We start from the raw sequence: 17,882 nt of genomic DNA, 5'->3' as shown, positions 1-17,882 counted from the left end.
TGTTATGAACGACTTCACGAAAGCCCTGCTGCTCGATGCCTTGAAAGCGGCATTGACGGCATTTGCATCGGTCATCGTCAACGCGATGATGGCTCGCTATATGCCACCACACTTCTACAACATGAATGGAGATGAATACCAATGAAGAAGATGATCCTGAGTTCCTTGGCCCTGGCAGTATTGACCAGTGGCACTCTGTTTATTCACCAGCAACGTAAGGTCAAGAAGGCTGAATTGGCTAAGGTATTGCGGATGCCTGGTAGTACAACACATCATTAAGTCGAACCTGCAACCTACATATGTACTATTCAGATAATTATGAGTCCGTCATGCTGACAGAATGGGGTGGCGTTACCTGCATGGTACATATGTACCATTCAGATCATAACGAGTCCGTTAATTCGTCAGGATGAGGCGAGGCTACCTGCATGGTACATATGTACCATTCAGATCATAACGAGTCTGTTAATTCGTCATGATGGTGCGAGACTACCTGCATGGTACATATGTACCATTCAGGTCATAACGAGTCCGTTGATTCGTTAGGATGGGGTGACGCTACCTGCATGGTACATATGTACCATTCAGATAAAAACGAGTCCCTTTGTCATTAGGCTCCTCGGCGAGTAGCTCTAACATATGTAGTAAACAGATATCTCTGGCCCTTTATGGGCACCTAAAAACCCCTGCGGGCCCTCCATCACGGAGCGGCCCGTTTTCATTTGTATCACTGGCACAGGTCAATAGACCAAGGCCATGTAACGCGAGCGAAAGCAGGACTTTTTGCCGGTCACATGGGTTCCTTTGGACCTTTTGACAGGTCGCGTCAGTGTACCTTGCCCTATTGACCAGGAGGAGACCATGGCACTGGTGGGATATGCACGTGTCAGCACTGTGGGGCAGAGCCTGGATGCCCAGCTTCAGGCACTGGCCGAGTGCAGCAAGATTTTTCAGGAGAAGGTGAGCGGGGCCAAGGATGATCGCCCGCAGCTCTCGTTGATGCTGGATTTTGTTCGTGAGGGAGACGTGGTGATGGTGACCAAGCTGGATCGCTTGGCTCGCAACACTCGCCACCTGTTGGAGATCTCGGAGTACCTGCACGCTAAGCGGGTTGCTCTGAGGATTTTGAATCTGGGTATCGATACCTCGACACCTACCGGAAAACTGATGTTAACCATGATCGGTGCCATCGCCACGTTTGAGCGGGAACTGATGCTGGAGCGTCAGGCTGAAGGGATTGCAATGGCAAAACAGCGTGGGGTCTACAAAGGTCGCAAGCCGACCGCCATGGCTAAAGGGGAGGAGGTGCTGTCACTCGCTGAACGGGGACTAGCCAAGGCCGAAATCGCACGTCGAACGGGGATCAGTCTCTCCAGTGTGCAGCGGATCTTGCGTGGACTGTCTGGCGAATGAATAGTTTTGACAACAAGGAAAACGACATGGAACAAGAGAAGACGAAACAAGAGTCCGGCCGGTTCTTCGAGCAGCGGGAAACTGCATCGGCACAGGTCGCAGGTAAGTGGGCCCGCTATCGCGATTGGTTAAAGCAATCTGTGCGACTAGAACTTCCGTCCAATTCAAGCGAGGTCAACAACAACCCTTATCTGCGGGGCGGGATCTGCAGTTATAACGCCTATCTCTCGGGCATGCTGAGGGCTCACCTGTGGGGGTTGTGGCTGACGGCACTTCTCGTGCTCGCTTGGCAGTTTCTGCTGCCTCGCATGGGGATGAGCATTAACTACAACGCAGGGTTTGGGATCATCATGGGCACTGTTGTAGTTGGTACTCTGCACTGGGCCATTCTGGTCTTTATTGGCTACGAAAAGCGTCTCCAGGCTGCCGTACTCACAGACCCGCTGAGCCGCATGATCGGTGTGGCTACTGTTGCGATGACTGCGACAGGATTCGTGATCGGATGGTTCATCAGCATTGAACGTTCTGCACACTTTGCAAGGATTTATGGACTATCCAATGATCTTGGCCTCGGCTATGACGTTGGACTCAAAACATCAGAGTTTCTGTCGGAGCTAGGCTATGACTCCTGGATATTGGCCAGCCAAGTCATGGTCTACATTGGCTTGGCTCTGCTCTTCCTGATTCCCAGTTACCGCAACAGCGATAACCTTGCAGAAGAGGCGAAAGAGGCGCTAGGGAAGGCACAGGGCTATCCTACCCCGATCCTGTTGGTGTTCCATTTGCTTCTGCTGTTTCCGGCAGTGGCGATTCTGGCCTAGTAGACTTGAAGGAGCTCACATCAGAGCTCCTTTTCTTTAGCAGGTATGCAAGGCATCAAGCCGGTAGCGGTGCTTGGCTCGGCAACCACGGCACCATGATTGTATCCTGGTTACACCAGCCATCCGTCTGAATCCGAATTCTCCTGCCCGATAGAACACATGAACGCCAGCCTGCTCTGAACAGTTCGGGCAGCTTTTGAGTTTCTGCCCGTTTTGATGGAACACAACTGAATGGTTGAGGGGCTGGCCACAAGAACACTGGTCGGTCATCGATGAACTCACTTCCGGCGGTTGTCGGTTTCTTTGGCTACCCCTTTGAAGGGCTCCCCACCTTGTTTCTGCTCGATAAACTTGCCGCTATCCGTATCGCGTTTCGTCCAGTTCCCATTAACCGGATTCTGAACTTGGGTACGGTCGTTGACGGAACCTTGTCGATAGCCTTTGCCTGTGTTCGTAGCCATATGTCACCTCGGGTTTAAGTGAGACCCAAAGTTACCATTAGATTTCATTTTGCTCAATATTGGGTTGATTGTTGAGCTTTTGAGGGAGGGGATGGGGCCTGTAATGAGGTGCTTGCAGTGTACGGGAGAGGGCGGGTAGGATTGGCCTGTTTGTTACCAATTTAAGCATGTCCACTTGATGTGGATGACCGTACTTGCGGCGGATTCTCGCTTGTTGAGGTTTCAGAACACTGTGATGGCAATCAGTTCCATCCCCAAGTGCCTGATTTATTTGGGCTCGCATTGATAACCCGTCGACCTGGTCAGGACCGGAAGGTAGCAGCCAAGGCGGGGGACTCGAGTGCCGGGATGTGGCTGGTAGGGCCACCACTTGTTTCTGCAATTCAATAAGTTACAGCTAGTCACCCCCTTAAGACCTCTTGGTAATCCACTTTGTGTGGATGGATCAGAAGTCTTCTCTGTGAATCTCTGGCTCAGTCCCCACTGTATCTGGGCTTACCGGAAAGTCACCACGCTCCCCGGTGGTCATCGTAAAGAGATCAAAAAATCCCTGCATACCCATGACAAGCCTTGTGCTTTCCACAAGGTGACCTAGTTGTTGGCCAAATTCAGACCAACATCTGGTGCGTCGCCTGTCGCACAGCCAGAGACCGCCTGGCAGCCGTGACTGGCCAAGATGATGGCTCAGGCGGTTATGTCGCTTGTACCACTCCTCCTGGCCAAAGTCGTAGATATCCCAATAGAAGAGGGCCGCTCTTTGAGCCTGCAGCCAGAGCCATCTTCATCCAGGCACTAATGCTCGCGGCTCATCGGGTGACAGGCAATGACACCAGTGGCGTTGTGTAAATATTTACGCTGCGGCGGTTTAATCAGTGGAGTGTGCCGGGCATCACCAGAATGACAGGGTGGGGGCGCTGTTCGACCTGCCTTTGTGCTGGGATAGCAAGATATTCCGTGGCTATGTATGTTCTCTTGGATTGTGGTCAGGCAATTTAGACCGAGATAATCAACATGTGAGCGGCAGTGCATGTTGCACATAATCGGTGATGTGATCGATCACCTGATTGACGATGAAGGGTTGATTGTCTCTACGTCGATAAATGAGATATATCTTTTGATAATGATTCAACCGGTAATCGAAGAGTGGTATTAGCCTTTCTGAATCGAGATGCTCCTGTACCGTGTAGTAGGGTACATAAATAATGCCGAGACCATTTTTTGACATTTCGATAGCGGTTGACATGTTGTTGCAACTGATCTTGCCTGCGATATCAATTTTGACCTGTTGCTTGTCGATGGTAAATATCCACTGCCTCCCATCTTTTGCCGGGAGCATGTTATCTTCCCAAATGATACAGGCTGCCTTGCTAAGGAAGGAGGGATCATGAAAAGTGGTATTGAACAAGGTTGGTGAGGCAAAACAGTTATAGCCTATCTCGGCAATCTCTCTCACAATGATGTTATCATCCTTGGGTATTGTGGAAGAGACAATCAGATCCCATTCATCATTGTTATCTGGCGCATACTCTCCTAGGGTTGCAATGAGTCTGATGCTGACATCTCCCTGTATTGTCGTCAAACAAGGTGAAATCTTGCTGGCGATGAAATTCAAGGCAAGGTCATCTCCGTATATATAAACTTCACCACAGGCCGAGTTTTTATAGCCCGCGATAAAATTATCCAGTTCACCATAAGCCATCAGAATGTTATCCACTTTTTCAATGAAGTTTTTCCCCATTGTGGTGGTGGTCACACCAGCATTGTCTCTATTAAATATTTTAAAACCGAGACCTTTCTCCAGATCACTGATGATCTTGCTGACGTATGGTTGGTGAGAATTGAATTTGACTGCGGCCGCGCTCATGCTTTGCAACTCATCAACTGTTTTTGCAATGATGAGTGATTTTAATTTTATGGATGTAAGTTTTTTCATCTCTGACCACAATAATAAAGTAACGTTAGAGAGATATTATTTCATGTTTCTTGAATGGCTTGATATACAAGAATTGTTATGACGACATATATTTTTTTTGTGGTGACAGTTTTGCCATACCTGTGTAAAAAGGCAAAAAGGATAAATCATCAAGAAATACGTTATTGTAGTATGCGCCAGCTATTGGATTCAGATGGGCTTATTTATGATTGTATAAAGCACGGAGGGGAGTTATGTCTGGTTTGATTGCGGAGCTCAGAGATAAGGGTGTTGATCTGCAACCCTATCGGCTGATAGGGATTGAACAAATCGAATCATTCAATGCAAAACGCCGATCCTTGTTCAACCCAGCCATCATACATTCGCTCAAACCGCTTGTGCAGGAGTTGTTCACTGCCGATTTCATAAGAAATAATATGGATGCATCTTTAAGTGGTGCTGCTGTTGCGGATGAGCGATTATCTGAGTTGTTCTATCGACCTCATGACACCCAGTCTGCGGTTGCCTTTTACAATAGTTGTGATGCCATCTCGCTTGTCGAATTGACATTGTTGCAATTAAGCGATGCACTGTTGAATGCTTTGAGAGAAGAATCAACCGCTTTATTCTTTAAAGTAGAATCCAGAGTGTTATATGCGCTTGGGGATGCTCTGATTTACTTTTCGGAGGTATTTTTAGATCATGGTGTCAGGCTCCATATAGAAGTCAGCCAGTATCCTTTTATATCAAGTGCATTACCAGTAAGCACGTTGGTGAAACTGCATGAACATGGCGTCATTTTGGTGATGGACAACTTCGATTGGCGAGGTGGTGACTGGCGTGAGCGTTACCTGTCGAGTGGGATATTCAGTTGTGTAAAGTTTGATACGCCCCCTTTGTTGCAAAGCGAGATAAATGTTTTCAAAGATGCATTGTTGTCATTGCAGGAGACTTTCAGGATGAAAACCATTGTCAGCAAAGTGGAAACAAAGAGGCAGAGCGAGGTGGTGCTCTCCACTGGCTGTTGGGCAGTGCAGGGTTTTTATTACGCCAGACCAAGAAGTGTCAACTTGATGGACCTGCAATCATTGTGAAGTGGGTTCACTATCACCGCTTGTTCAGATTGAATGCAAGCATATGCAACGCGGTTGCCCTTGCGATGTGTATTATATTTTCTATCGTTGCCATGTACGCAGTATTCAATCATGAAAAACGAGATATTATTGCGCAGAGCAACAGAGATGCCCGTCGAGCTATATTGGGTATTAACAATATTTTTCAAGTGGTTGAAGGGGGGATGGATGACATAGTGGTGCGCAGTAAAAAAGTGGGCTGCCCCGAGCTGACAAAGATGTTGGTTGATACCGCAACCCGTAATGCTTATACCATGATTTACTCTTTTCTGGATCAATCCGGTGAAATTTGCTCATCCTACAAAGACAACAGCCTGAATATTGCTGGTATTGTCTCGAGGCTTAACGCGTCGGCACGGCAGGAAGGTGTTCATCTTGATGTCATACTCGGTCATCCTGTATTTTTGCTCTCTCGACATGGCCCAAGTGGCAGCATCATGGCCTTCATCGATGCAAGATATATAGCGGATCTGATTGCCGACAACAATAGACTGAGCAATATCGTCAATTATAAACTGACCATAGACACGATACATGACACTCAGTTGTTGCAGGGGACGGGGCTGCAGATTGAGAGAGCTCCCCCTGCTACCGTATTGAGTCACTCAGATAAATACGGTTTTGGTATTGTTCCTTATATTGAAGGTGACCTCTATATCATCATGGCCATGATGGATAGCTATGGCTGGTTGATGGTGGCCATCATGATTCTCTCGCTTGTTGCATATATGCTGATACGGCACTGGCTTGTCGGCATTGATTTCACTGAGATCGATATACGCAAGGGGATTGCCAACCATGAATTCATACCCTATCTCCAACCCGTGGTTGATAGTCGGTCACAAGCGGTAATTGGTAGCGAAGTGCTGGTGAGGTGGTGTCATCCTGTATACGGGCTGCTCAGCCCTGCTGAGTTTGTAACCCAGGCAGAACGGAGCGGATCCATCATTCCTATGACGGAATGGTTGATGGCATTTGTTGCCGAAAAAATCAGCGTGGCTGACGTCACACTGCCGCCGGGGTTCACCATCAATTTCAATGTTACCCTTTCACATTTGCTTAATCCCTCCCTGAAAACAGCCTGCGAAGCGTTTTTGAAGGCGTTCGAAAGAGGAGACAAACCCAGACTATGTCTTGAGCTGGTGGAGCGAGAATCACAATTGCATCACTCGGAGTCGGTACTGATGGGGGCATTCAGATCTCTGCAAGCTTCCGGTGTCTGCTTTGCCGTGGACGATTACGGCACTGGCTACTCGTCCCTAAAGCACATCCATTCGTCTTTTATCGGTGCCATCAAGATAGACAGATTGTTCGTGCAGGACATTGAACGGAGCACGATGGCCTATCAGATCGTGATGAATATCATGGACCTGGCAGATCGCATTGGTGCCAGCGTCATTGCCGAAGGCATTGAGACGCCGGCGCAGGTAGCACTGTTAAGAAAGGCAGGGGTCGATCGCTTTCAGGGGTATCTCTACGGCAAGCCGATGCCGCTAGATACCTTCATCGCTCACTGTCTGCCTGCGCAGCACGACATGCATCTATCGGGCGGCAGCCGGGGTTAGCCTGCTATGACGCAGGGCCCGGTTGACTCAGATCGGCGACAATCTGCCAGAAGGCGTCGATGAGTGGGCCCTTGCTGTGGGGCGGGCGGATGAGGCCAATAATCCAGCTCGCCTCGGTATCACGCAGCGGCAGGGTCAGCACATCCGGGTGCTCTATGGTGGTGGAGGAGGGCACCAGGGTCCAGGCGATGTCGGCGGCGGCGGTGGCGATGCCGGCGGCGAAGTCGTTGACGTACTGGATATCGCGAAAGCGCAGCCCGCTCTGGGCCAGATAGTTCATCAGGTGATCATAAAACGAAGGGGCCTTGTCCCGGCGCAAGATAGCCAGCGGCTTGTCCACCAGATCCGCCAGTTCGCGCACGCCGGCGTAGCTGGCCGGCAGCACGGCGACAAAGTGTGCCCGCACCACCGGCAGACAGTGCCACCCCTTGGGGGCGGGCAGGCGGCAAAAACCGAGGTCCAGCTTGCCCTCGCTCAGAGCCAGCAACTGGTGGTGAGTAGAGAGATCGTTGAGCTCTATGGTGACCTGCGGGCGTTCGGTGCGAAAACGGGCGATGGCGGCGGGCACTAGGATCTTGGTAGCGACTCCGAAACCGATGCGCAGGGTGCCGCTGTTGCCCGCCAGCACGTCACGGGCGGTGCGGCCGAGTTGCTCGCTGGCCGCCACCAAGGTGCTGGCATCCTGGTAAAGGGCCCGCCCCAGCACGGTGAGGCGGGTACTGCTGGCATTGCGCTCGAACAGCTCGCCGCCCAGCGCCTCTTCTAGCCGCCGTATTTGCTTGCTCAGGGCCGACTGGGTGACGTGCTGGCGCACCGCAGCCTGACCGAAGTGCAGCACTTCTCCCAGAGTGACGAAGGCTTTCAGATCCCGTAACTCCATTCCGGCCCCTATGATTCCTGTTTGGAATGTTGAATGGTTTGATTTGTCATTGGACGGAATTTTATAACTGTTCGATGCTTATGCCAATTCCATTGGGCGCCGCTAGTCGGCGCGATATAGGTGGCAGGTGCCACCGCCGCAGAAGGAGCAACCCCAGATGCATCACCACAAGTTCAACGACTTCCCGAGCGATTTTCTATGGGGCGCCGCCTCCGCCGCCTACCAGGTGGAAGGGGCCTGGAACGCCGATGGCAAGGGCCCCTCGGTGTGGGATCTGTTCACCAAGTTGCCGGGCAAGACCTTTGAGGGCAGCAACGGCGACGTGGCGGTGGATCACTATCACCGCATGGAGGAGGACGTGGCGCTGATGGCGGAAATGGGGCTCAAGGCCTACCGCTTCTCGGTGAGCTGGCCGCGCATCTACCCCACCGGCCGCGGCGAGGTAAACGAGGCGGGGCTGGCCTTTTACGAGAAACTCATCGATACCCTGCTGGCGCATCAGATAGAGCCGGTGCTCACCCTTTATCACTGGGACTTGCCCCAGGCGCTGCAGGATGAATACGGCGGCTGGGAAGACCGACGCATCATCGAGGATTTCGAGCGCTACTGCGTGACCCTGTATCAGCGTTTTGCCGGCAAGGTGAAGTACTGGGTGTCGCTCAACGAGCAGAACTACAACCTGACCAACGCCTATCAGCTCGGCACTCACCCGCCCGCAGTGCAGGATCGCAAGCGCTTCTTTGCCGCCAACCACATCGCGTTTCTGGCCAACGCCCGGGTCATCAAGGCGTTCCGCCAGCATGTGCCGGGGGGGCTGATCGGCCCAAGCTTTGCCTACTCGCCCGCCTATCCGGCGTCGTGCGATCCCAAAGACATGCTGGCGTTTGAAAACGCCGAGGAGTTCACCAACCTCTGGTGGCTGGATGCCTACTGCTTTGGCCGCTATCCGCAGGCGGCGCTTGCCTACCTGCGGGAGACCGGCGAGGCGCCGGATATCCTGCCCGGCGATCTCGAGCTGCTGCGGGAAGGGACGCCCGACTACATCGGTGTCAACTACTACTACACCCTGACCTTCACCGACAACCCGCTCGGCGGCCAGACCCTGCAGCGCATCAACACCACAGGGCAAAAGGGCACCACCCCCTCGAGCGGCATTCCCGGCCTCTACAAGACGGCCCCCAACCCGCACCTTGAGACCAGCAACTGGGACTGGGCCATCGACCCGACCGGGATGCGCATTGCCCTGCGCCGGCTCTCCTCCCGCTACGGTCTGCCGCTGATGATCACCGAGAACGGCCTCGGCGAGTTCGACAAGCTGGCAGAGGGAGATCGGGTGCACGACGACTACCGCATCGACTATCTGCGCAGCCACGTCAAGGCGTGCCAGGAGGCGCTGCAGGACGGAGTGGAACTACTCGGCTATTGCGCCTGGTCGTTCATCGACATCCTGAGCTGGCTCAACGGCTACCAGAAGCGCTACGGCTTTGTCTTTGTGGAGCGTGACGAGCAGGGCGGCTCCCTGCGCCGGCTTAAAAAAGACAGCTTCTACTGGTACCAGACGGTGATAAGCTCGGGCGGCAAAACGCTCTAAGCAAATCGAGCAGCAGTACTTTGACAGGCTCCGCCCACCGGTGGGGCCTGTTGTTTTTGGTGGGAACGAGACGGTGAGGTGAAAGAGGGAGTGGCCCGCAATGGGATGTGAGGTCAGTGATAGCTGGCGTCCACGCTCTCTTCCGTGTTGTGGGCAAGATGGGTCATGGCATAGATGAAAAATTCGGCAGGGGAGAGCGGCTTGGAATAGTAGTAGCCCTGGATCTCGTCCACCCCGATATGGGCCAGTTGCTGCAGTTCATGCAGGCTCTCTACCCCCTCGGCCACCACTACCAGCCCCAGCTGATGGGATAGCTTGGTGATGGACTCGACGAACATGAATTGCCGCGGGTCGGTCTCGATGTTGCTGACGAAGGACTTGTCAATCTTGAGCTTGTCAAAGCTCAGGGACATCAGATAGGAGAAGGAGGACCAGCCGGTGCCGAAATCATCCAGTGCGATGCGTACGTGGATGTGTTTGAGCTCCTTGAAGATGCGCTGGCTGAGCGGCAGATCGTCGAGTGCGATGGTTTCTGTCAGCTCCAGAATGAGTTGTTCGGCGCGCAGCGGGCTCTGTTGCAGCATCTCGTTGACCTGGTGGAACAGGGCCGGGGTGAACATGGAGTTGGAGAGGTTGATGGCCAGCTCCAGCTTGTCCACGAAGCTGGCCGGCAGCTGCGACATGTCGTGGTTGACCCGGCTGAAGATCCATTTGCCGAGCAGCTCGCCGAGGCCGTTCTCCTCCGCCATGGCGATGATGTCCAGCGGGTTGATGAAGCCGTATTCGGGGTGGTGCCAGCGGATCAGCACCTCGGCCCCCATGTTGTAGGCATTGCCGGGTTTTATCACCGGCTGATAGTGCAGATAGAGGGTGCTGTTGGAGATGATATTCAGATGTTCACGCAGTTCGGCGGCTAGGTTCCGGTTGCTGCTGTAGTGTTCGAACATCCGGTGGTTGAACACCTGCAGGTGGTTCTCCTTGAGCTTTTTGGCATTGGCGAGGGCAATGTCGGCGAACAGGATCAGCTCCTCGATCTTGTGGGCCGTGATGGGGTGCTGGCTTATTCCCATGCTGACGCGCACCCGATGTGCCGGATCAGCCTGAAAGACGGTGGGCCTCAATTCATCCAGCAGCCGGACAAGATAGGGAACACGGTGCTCGATGGGCATGGCGCCATAGATGAAGAGGGCAAATTCATCGCCGCCCATGCGGGCGATGAAGGCCTGGTCATGGGCATACTCTCTGATCTGGTTGGCCACCATGGTGAGCAGTTCATCCCCGGCGGCATAGCCCAGGCTGTCGTTGACCTCCTTGAAGTTGTTCAACTCGACCAGGCAGATGGTCAGGGTACAGTCGGCAGGCTGTTTGCCCTTAGCCAGCCGCTCCAGCCGGGTCATGAAGGCGGCCCGGTTGGGCAGCAGGGTCAGCGGGTCGTTCCAGGCCAGGAAGTATTGCAGCTTCATCTCCCGGGAGACCACGAACAGGATGAGCAGGCCGATGGCCAGCAGAGCGACCAGTACCAGTACGTGCCCTTCCTTGGACTGCTGCAGCTCCTGACGCTGCTTGATGGCGGAGGGGCCGGTGAAGTTCATCACCATCAGATCCCGGATGGAAGGCAGCAGCTTGTTCATTCTGCCTTCCATCTCGGCCAGCCGGGCTGAATCGGGGGTGGGGTTGACCACGTCCTGCTCATACTCCTTGAGCACCTCAAAGAAGGCGCTGACTCTCTCGCTGGCCTGGTAGCGGGAACGAATAAGCGCGGTCTCTTGTCCGGTCAAGAAGATGTCCAGCCGGTTCCAGGCGATGTCATAGGCCTTGTTCAACTGCCCGGCATCGGTCTGGCCGCTGCGATACAGCGACAGCTGCTCGTCAAAACCGTGCAGCTCCAGTTCCAGCTGGGCCAGAGACCAAGCGGAGAGCTGGTTGTATTTGACCATGTCATTGAAGGTGCGATCGTAATTGAAGAGTGACCAGATGGTCACCCCCAGAAAGGAGACCATGATAAAGGCAAGGGAGAGGAACTTGCCCTTGATCATCGTTACATCCCTTCAAGCTTGAGCACTTGCCACACCATCAGGCTGTGATATTGCTCTATATTGAGCTCGGGGTGGTCCGACAGGGGGTAGATGACCCAGACTGGGCCCTTGTTGCGCAGGGTCAGTGCCTTGCCATCTTCCTCGATGGCCAGCAGCACGGGGTATTTCTCGACATCTTGCCGCGGGATCACCGCAAAGTAGTCGTTCTGGGCCATCACTTTTATCTTGTCGGCAGTGACGCCGAGGGTATCGAGCACCGTCTTGAGCAAGACGCCGCGATAGACATGGGAGCCCTTGGTCCAGGGAGTGGTAGTGGTGACGCTGGCTTGCGGCAGCGCCTGCAGCTGGGCGCGGCTGTACTCCATCTTGCCGGCGTTGTTGCAGCAACCCTTGGCGGCGACGCTGAGGATGACCTCATCGGCACTGTAGGCCTGACCGCAGAAGAGTAAAGACAAGAGGTAAAACAGGGGTAAGGTTAGCGCTTTCATGGTTGGTTCCTTATGGGCAACTTATTGATATCCAGCCTGTTGAGGCCGTTTCGCTCTAACCATAGACCATTTCCGAATGACTATTGATGATGGTTTCAGGTAACCACAAGGCCTCATTTTCTTCACATCCATTACACAACCGGCACGTGCCTTGCCAAATTGATCCAACTCATCTTTTTATCAATTAGATGAGGGGTATCTGGGTGAGGCTACCACCAGAGTTCATATTCTGATTTAAATTCAATGTGTTTACCCGGCCCCAGACACGGGATGTTTCACGTTGGCAGATGTGGACACGCATCATGAACAGCAACACCCCATACACCCGCAGCGGTGAGCACGTTTCCCAGCAGGTTGATTTGCGCCAGGTGGTATACGCCTTGTCGGCGTCGCTGGATCTGGTCGGCATCGGTGATGTGGCGCACGGCAAGCGGGTCGGCATCATGGCCGCCGAGTGCGGCAAGGCGCTGGGAGCAAATGCCAGCGAGCGAGCCTGCCTGTTCGAACTGGGGGTGCTGCACGATATCGGCGTCTCCTCCACCTTCATCCACTGCCATCTGGTCAGCGAGTTTGACTGGGAGTCCTCCCAGTTCCACTGCGAGGTCGGTTATGACCTGCTCAAGGACTTTCCGCCGCTGACGCCGCTGGCGGAACCCATCCGTTATCACCACACCCACTGGCACCGGTTGGTACAAACCCCTGGCCTGGCGGCGGGCGTGATGCGCCAAGCCAATCTTATTTTTCTGGTGGATCGGGTGGATGCCCTGGCGGCACCTCACTACGGTGACGGCTCCCTGTTGATGCACACCCACGAGATCAGGCAACGGATCGAGGCGTGCGCCGGCGAGTTTTTCGATCCCGAGCTGGTGGCGGCCTTCCTCTTGGCATCCCGCTCGGAGGCGTTCTGGCTGCAACTGGAGGGGCGTGCCATCAGCGACTACATGCACGACATGTTGAGCGAGCGGGAACCCTGTCTCACCAGCAACGGCGAGCTCAAGCAGCTGGCGCGGATCTTCTCGGCCATCGTCGATGCCAAGAGTCCCTTCACCGTGGCCCACTCCCTTGGCGTGGCCAGACTGGCCCGGCTGCTGGCCGAGCTGATGGGCATTGAAGAGGGGCACTGCGAGCAGCTGGAGATTGCCGGGCTGCTGCACGATCTCGGCAAGCTGCGGGTGCCTGACGAAATCCTCGACAAGGCGGGGTCACTCGATGAGCGGGAGCGGGCCATCATCAATACCCACAGTTTCGAGACCTACCAGATCCTGCGCCACATCGACGGCTTCGAGGCCATCGCCCTGTGGGCCTCCTATCACCATGAAGAGCCCAATGGCTGCGGTTACCCTTTCCACCTGACCGCCGAGGCGATGCCGCTGGAGGCGAGGATCCTGCGGGTGGCCGACATCTTCCAGGCCATGGTGCAGAACAGACCTTACCGGGAGGGGTTGAGCGCCGGGCAGGCGCTCGGCTTTTTGCAGCAACTGGCCAGCCAGAGCCGGGTCGATGTGGAAGTGGTTGCGACCCTGGCCGCCCATCTGCCGCAGGCGCTGTGTGCTGCCTGCGGGCAGGCGCCTGACGTCAGCTCAAGTCACTGACGGGCTGCCGCTGTTGGCAGCGCCGTATCCTCTGCGGGGGGCAGACCTAGAGGAACATGCCGCCCGAGGCTTCGATGCGCTGGGCATTGATCCAGCGGCTGTCAGGGGAGAGCAGGGCGGCAATCACGCCACCGATGTCCTCCGGCTGGCCCACCCGTCCCAGGGCGGTCTGACTGGCGATGAAGTCGTTGACGGCCTGGTTGTCTCGCACCACACCCCCGCCAAAGTCGGTCTCGATGGCCCCCGGCGCCACCACGTTGACGGCGATACCGCGCGGCCCCAGCTCCTTGGCCAGATAGCGGGTCAGCACTTCGACACCCCCCTTCATGGCCGCATAGGCGGCATAACCGGGCAGCGCAAAGCGGGTGAGCCCGCTCGACAGGTTGAGGATGCGCCCGCCATCGCGGATCAACGGCAACAGCTGTTGCGTCAGAAAGAAGACCCCCTTCAGGTGAATGTTGAACAGGGTATCGAACTGCTGTTCGGTGGTCTGTTCTAGGGGGGCGTGAATGCCGATGCCGGCGTTGTTGACCAGAAAATCGATCTGCTGGCTCTGCCATGCACTCAGCTGCTCGCGCACCTGGTGGGAGAAGGTGGCAAAGCTGCTGCTGTCGGCCACATCGAGGGGCAGGGCATGGGCCTTGACGCCGAGTGCGGTCGCCTCGGCCACCACGGCCGCCGCTTCATCGGCCTGACTGCGATAGGTGATGATGAGATCGATGCCGCGGGCGGCGAGGGCCAGCGCCGCCTGTTTGCCAAGGCCGCGGCTGGCGCCGGTGATGAGTGCGATGGGGTGTGCCATGTGAGGACTCCTGTCTGTGGGTAATGCGCTCGGGATGAGCCGGTGTGATCACTCTATTGTCCGTTGTTGATTGGATAAATAAGGTGATAATGAATGCACTGTTCCAATTGGCGAGACAATGGCGGCATGGATCAACTGGATGCGATGAGGATGTTTGTACGGGTGGCGGAGCTGGAGAGCTTTACCCGCAGTGCCGAACAGTTGAGTGTTCCCAAGGCGACGCTCTCGGCGACCATTCGGCGGCTGGAGGAGCAGATGGGCACCCGCTTGCTGCAACGCACCACCCGGCGGGTGCAGCTGACCCCGGATGGCAAGCTCTGCTACGCCCGCTGCCAGGATCTGCTGGCGGACATGGAGGAGTTCAACGCGCTGTTTCGCCAGCAAGGGCTGCTGAGCGGCCAGCTGAGGGTGGACATGCCGAGCCGGATGGCCCGCCATCTGGTGATCCCGGCGCTGCCCGCCTGGCTTGCGGCCCACCCCGACCTGCAACTGCTGCTGAGCAGCACGGACCGGCGGGTTGATCTGGTGCGGGAGGGCTTTGACTGCGTGATCCGGGTCGGTGCACTCGAGTCCTCCAGCCTGGTGGCGCGCCCCCTTGGCCACTACCGTCAGATCAACTGTGCCAGTGCTGCCTACCTGGCCCGCCATGGAACACCGCGCAACCTGAGCGAGCTGACTGATCATCGGCTGGTGCACTACGGCGGCGGCAGCGGGCCCAGGGAGAGCGGTTTCGAGTACCTGCAGGCGGATGGCTCTCGCGCCGTGCTGGCGATGAGCGGGGCGCTCACGGTGAACGACAGCGAATCCTATCTGGCGGCGGCGCTGGCCGGGCTTGGCATCATCCAGCTGCCGCGAGTCGGGGTGGAGCCACTGCTGGCCAGGGGCGAGCTGGTGGCCATCCTGCCAAAGTGGCAGGCTCCCCCGCTGCCCATTCACGCCCTCTATGCCCATCGCCGTCAGCTGGCTCCCCGGGTGCAGGCGTTCATCCAGTGGCTGAGCGGCATTCTGGCATCAGCCCTGGAGCCTGACAAACTGCGCGATGGCGGGCAGCAAAGCGTCGGGAGCGACGCGGCCGATTGACTCGTTGACGTTACTCTCATCGGCGGCCGGCACTGCGGGCCTCTCTATGGTTGCCATCGACAATCCCGGTTTGGCGCCGGCCGGGCAGCTTGGCATAATGGCGCCCCATGTTGGCCGCCCCTTTACTGTGCGGCCAGAGCCAGCAACAGTGCAGAGGAGATGAGATGAAATTTATCGGAGCCCACGTCAGTGCGGCCGGCGGGGTGGAGAATACCATCGCCCGCGCCCAGGCCATCGGCGCCAATGCCTTCGCCCTGTTTACCAAGAACCAGCGCCAGTGGCAGGCGGCGCCGCTCTCCGAGACCAGCATCCGCGCCTTCAAGCTGGCCTGCGAGAAGGGGGGCTTTCGCCCCGAGCAGATCCTGCCCCACGACAGCTACCTCATCAATCTGGGTCATCCCGACCCCGATGGCCTCGCCAAGTCCCGCGACGCCTTTCTGGACGAAATGAAGCGCTGCGAACAGCTGGGGCTTTGCTATCTCAATTTTCATCCGGGCAGCCACCTGAAGCAGATCCCGGAGGCGGCCAGCCTCAAGCTGGTGAGCGAATCCATCAACTGGGCGCTGGAGCGCAGCCAGGGGGTGACGGCGGTGATCGAAAATACCGCCGGCCAGGGCACCAACCTCGGCTGGTCGTTCGAGCATCTGGCCACCATCATCGACGGGGTGGAAGACAAGAGCCGGGTCGGCATCTGCTTTGACACCTGCCACGCCTTTGCCGCCGGTTACGACCTGCGCACCGCAGACGCTTGCGCCGCCGTCTTTGCCGAGTTCGAACAGACGGTGGGCTTCAGCTATCTGAAGGGGATGCACATCAACGGCGCCAAGTGCACCTTCGGCAGCCGGGTCGATCGCCACCACAGCCTGCGCGAGGGGAACCTGGGGGAGGCGGTGTTCCATCACATCATGAATGACCATCGCTTCGACGGTATTCCGCTGATCCTGGAGACCATCGACGAGTCCATCTGGGGCGACGAGATCCGCTGGTTGCGCAGCCTGGCGAAGGCATGATGACCGACCGGCGGACAGCATAAGGAAACAGGGATGCAACAGAGATCAAGCGACCAGCCGCTGCGCTGGGGGATTGCCGGGGCGGGGGCCATTGCCCGCCGTTTTTGTCAGGATGTGAACGGGCACGCCAGTGGCAGCCAGGTGGTGGCGATCGCCGCCCGTGATCAAGCGCGGGCGCAGGCCTTTGCCAACGAGCAGGGGCTGCCCCACGCCTATGGCAGCTATCAGGCGCTGGCGGCCAGCCCCCAGGTGGAGGCTGTCTATGTGGCGGTGATCCACCCGGAGCACGCCGCCCTGATCGAACTCATGCTGCTGGCGGGCAAGCACGTGCTGGTGGAAAAACCGGCGGTGACCCGGGTGGTGGACTGGGATCGGCTGGTGCGGCTCGCCGCCGAGCGGGGCCTGCTGCTGATGGAGGCGATGAAGGTGATGTGCTTCCCCGCCATGCGCGAATTGCTGGGGCGACTTGCGGCCCTGCCTGCCCCCGACAGGCTGCGGGCCGCCTTTGGTTCGGTGCAGGCGCGGGACGGCAAGCTGTTCGACCCGGCGCTGGCCGGCGGCGCCGCCTGGGATGTGGGGGTCTACCTGCTCTGGCTCTATGCCGCCCTGTGTCACCAGCTCGGGCTGGCGGCGGGTGAGCCCGAGGTCACGCTGTCTCGCCAGGCGGGCGAGGTGGACGAAGCTGCCCGCTTTGATTTTTCCGGCCCGCTCAAGGCCGCACTGGCCGCCTCCATCGTCGCGGATCTCGACAAGTCGGCCTGGTTGTCCGGGCCTGACTGGGAGCTGGAGCTGGTGGGCAAGTGGTGGAATCCCCAGCAGATAGCGTGGCGGGGCGGCGACCCCCTGCCAGCCTGGCCCGACGACATCGCGCAGCCGGTCGGGGGCGGCGGCATGCAGCACGAGGCGGATCACTTTGCCGCCTGCGTCAGAGAAGGATTGAGCGACTCGCCCTGGGTGCCGCAGGCGCTGAGCAGACAAGTGCTGGGCTGGGTCGAGCGGGGATTGCAGCCCGCGAAACGCTGAGTCACAACAAGGCAGAATGGCAAAGAGGGAGAGCCTGGGCTCTCCCTCTTCTATTGCTGCCGATACTTTGGTGGC

16 protein-coding genes and 1 other RNA gene are annotated in these 17,882 nt (G+C 56.7%); 11 read left to right on the top strand and 6 right to left on the bottom strand.

Features of this window, described 5'->3' with window-relative positions:
• Positions 1–4: 4 nt before the first annotated feature.
• The 3 genes from OKC44_RS10280 (at position 5) to OKC44_RS10270 (ending at position 2,234) form a co-directional block, all read left to right on the top strand.
• Positions 5–145 carry a hypothetical protein gene (locus OKC44_RS10280; protein WP_164470740.1) on the top strand — a complete coding sequence of 47 codons (141 nt, stop codon included), beginning with the start codon at positions 5–7 and terminating at the stop codon, positions 143–145.
• Between the two features lie 716 nt (positions 146–861).
• Positions 862–1,413, top strand: a complete 552-nt coding sequence (locus tag OKC44_RS10275; protein ID WP_016350879.1) for a recombinase family protein — start codon at positions 862–864, stop codon at positions 1,411–1,413.
• A 26-nt stretch (positions 1,414–1,439) separates the two neighbouring features.
• Entirely contained in the window at positions 1,440–2,234 is a 795-nt protein-coding gene (locus OKC44_RS10270; RefSeq protein WP_085735050.1) for a hypothetical protein, read from the top strand.
• Between the two features lie 278 nt (positions 2,235–2,512).
• Here the strand turns inward: OKC44_RS10270 and OKC44_RS10265 are convergent, their stop codons facing one another.
• A complete protein-coding gene (locus OKC44_RS10265) occupies positions 2,513–2,695 on the bottom strand; it encodes a hypothetical protein (RefSeq protein WP_021230269.1) in 183 nt (60 codons plus the stop codon).
• Between the two features lie 269 nt (positions 2,696–2,964).
• Here OKC44_RS10265 and ffs point away from each other — a divergent pair.
• Positions 2,965–3,058, top strand: an RNA gene (ffs, locus tag OKC44_RS10260) — signal recognition particle sRNA small type.
• Between the two features lie 643 nt (positions 3,059–3,701).
• Here the strand turns inward: ffs and OKC44_RS10255 are convergent.
• Positions 3,702–4,628, bottom strand: coding sequence for a LysR family transcriptional regulator (locus OKC44_RS10255; RefSeq protein WP_162498726.1), 927 nt, complete (start codon positions 4,626–4,628; stop codon positions 3,702–3,704).
• A gap of 233 nt (positions 4,629–4,861) precedes the next feature.
• Between OKC44_RS10255 and OKC44_RS10250 the strand changes: the two genes are divergently transcribed.
• Positions 4,862–5,701, top strand: a complete 840-nt coding sequence (locus OKC44_RS10250) for an EAL domain-containing protein (RefSeq protein WP_270812650.1) — start codon at positions 4,862–4,864, stop codon at positions 5,699–5,701.
• Positions 5,702–5,793: 92 nt separating this feature from the next.
• On the top strand, positions 5,794–7,305 hold the full coding sequence (locus OKC44_RS10245) for a cyclic diguanylate phosphodiesterase (protein WP_270812648.1): 1,512 nt from the start codon (positions 5,794–5,796) through the stop codon (positions 7,303–7,305).
• Between the two features lie 4 nt (positions 7,306–7,309).
• Here the strand turns inward: OKC44_RS10245 and OKC44_RS10240 are convergent, their stop codons facing one another.
• A complete protein-coding gene (locus OKC44_RS10240) occupies positions 7,310–8,185 on the bottom strand; it encodes a LysR family transcriptional regulator (RefSeq protein ID WP_270812646.1) in 876 nt (291 codons plus the stop codon).
• 157 nt (positions 8,186–8,342) lie between these two features.
• Between OKC44_RS10240 and OKC44_RS10235 the strand changes: the two genes are divergently transcribed.
• Positions 8,343–9,776, top strand: a complete 1,434-nt coding sequence (locus tag OKC44_RS10235) for a glycoside hydrolase family 1 protein (RefSeq protein ID WP_270812643.1) — start codon at positions 8,343–8,345, stop codon at positions 9,774–9,776.
• 113 nt (positions 9,777–9,889) lie between these two features.
• Here OKC44_RS10235 and OKC44_RS10230 read toward each other — a convergent pair whose 3' ends face one another.
• A complete protein-coding gene (locus tag OKC44_RS10230; RefSeq protein ID WP_270812641.1) occupies positions 9,890–11,812 on the bottom strand; it encodes a putative bifunctional diguanylate cyclase/phosphodiesterase in 1,923 nt (640 codons plus the stop codon).
• Between the two features lie 2 nt (positions 11,813–11,814).
• Positions 11,815–12,300 (bottom strand): molybdopterin-dependent oxidoreductase, encoded by a 486-nt coding sequence (locus OKC44_RS10225; protein WP_024945295.1) that lies wholly within the window; start codon positions 12,298–12,300, stop codon positions 11,815–11,817.
• Positions 12,301–12,602: 302 nt separating this feature from the next.
• On the opposite strand from OKC44_RS10225, the gene OKC44_RS10220 reads away from it, so the two are divergent.
• Complete coding sequence (locus OKC44_RS10220) at positions 12,603–13,892, top strand: HD-GYP domain-containing protein (RefSeq protein ID WP_270812639.1); 1,290 nt, start codon at positions 12,603–12,605, stop codon at positions 13,890–13,892.
• 46 nt (positions 13,893–13,938) lie between these two features.
• On the opposite strand, the gene OKC44_RS10215 is transcribed toward OKC44_RS10220, so the two are convergent.
• Positions 13,939–14,694: an SDR family NAD(P)-dependent oxidoreductase gene (locus OKC44_RS10215; protein WP_270812637.1), complete on the bottom strand. Its 756-nt coding sequence runs from the start codon at positions 14,692–14,694 to the stop codon at positions 13,939–13,941.
• Positions 14,695–14,820: 126 nt separating this feature from the next.
• Here OKC44_RS10215 and OKC44_RS10210 point away from each other — a divergent pair, with 126 nt between their 5' ends.
• The 3 genes from OKC44_RS10210 (at position 14,821) to OKC44_RS10200 (ending at position 17,807) form a co-directional block, all read left to right on the top strand.
• Positions 14,821–15,774 (top strand): LysR family transcriptional regulator, encoded by a 954-nt coding sequence (locus tag OKC44_RS10210; protein WP_333563247.1) that lies wholly within the window; start codon positions 14,821–14,823, stop codon positions 15,772–15,774.
• Positions 15,775–15,938: 164 nt separating this feature from the next.
• Positions 15,939–16,784 carry a deoxyribonuclease IV gene (gene nfo / locus OKC44_RS10205; protein WP_139390511.1) on the top strand — a complete coding sequence of 282 codons (846 nt, stop codon included), beginning with the start codon at positions 15,939–15,941 and terminating at the stop codon, positions 16,782–16,784.
• A 33-nt stretch (positions 16,785–16,817) separates the two neighbouring features.
• On the top strand, positions 16,818–17,807 hold the full coding sequence (locus tag OKC44_RS10200; RefSeq protein WP_270812632.1) for a Gfo/Idh/MocA family protein: 990 nt from the start codon (positions 16,818–16,820) through the stop codon (positions 17,805–17,807).
• Positions 17,808–17,882 lie beyond the last annotated feature (75 nt).

It is taken from the genome of Aeromonas sp. S41-2, from assembly GCF_027705845.1.
Classification (GTDB): Bacteria; Pseudomonadota; Gammaproteobacteria; order Enterobacterales; family Aeromonadaceae; genus Aeromonas; species Aeromonas hydrophila.
This window is presented reverse-complemented; position numbering and strand designations above follow the sequence as displayed.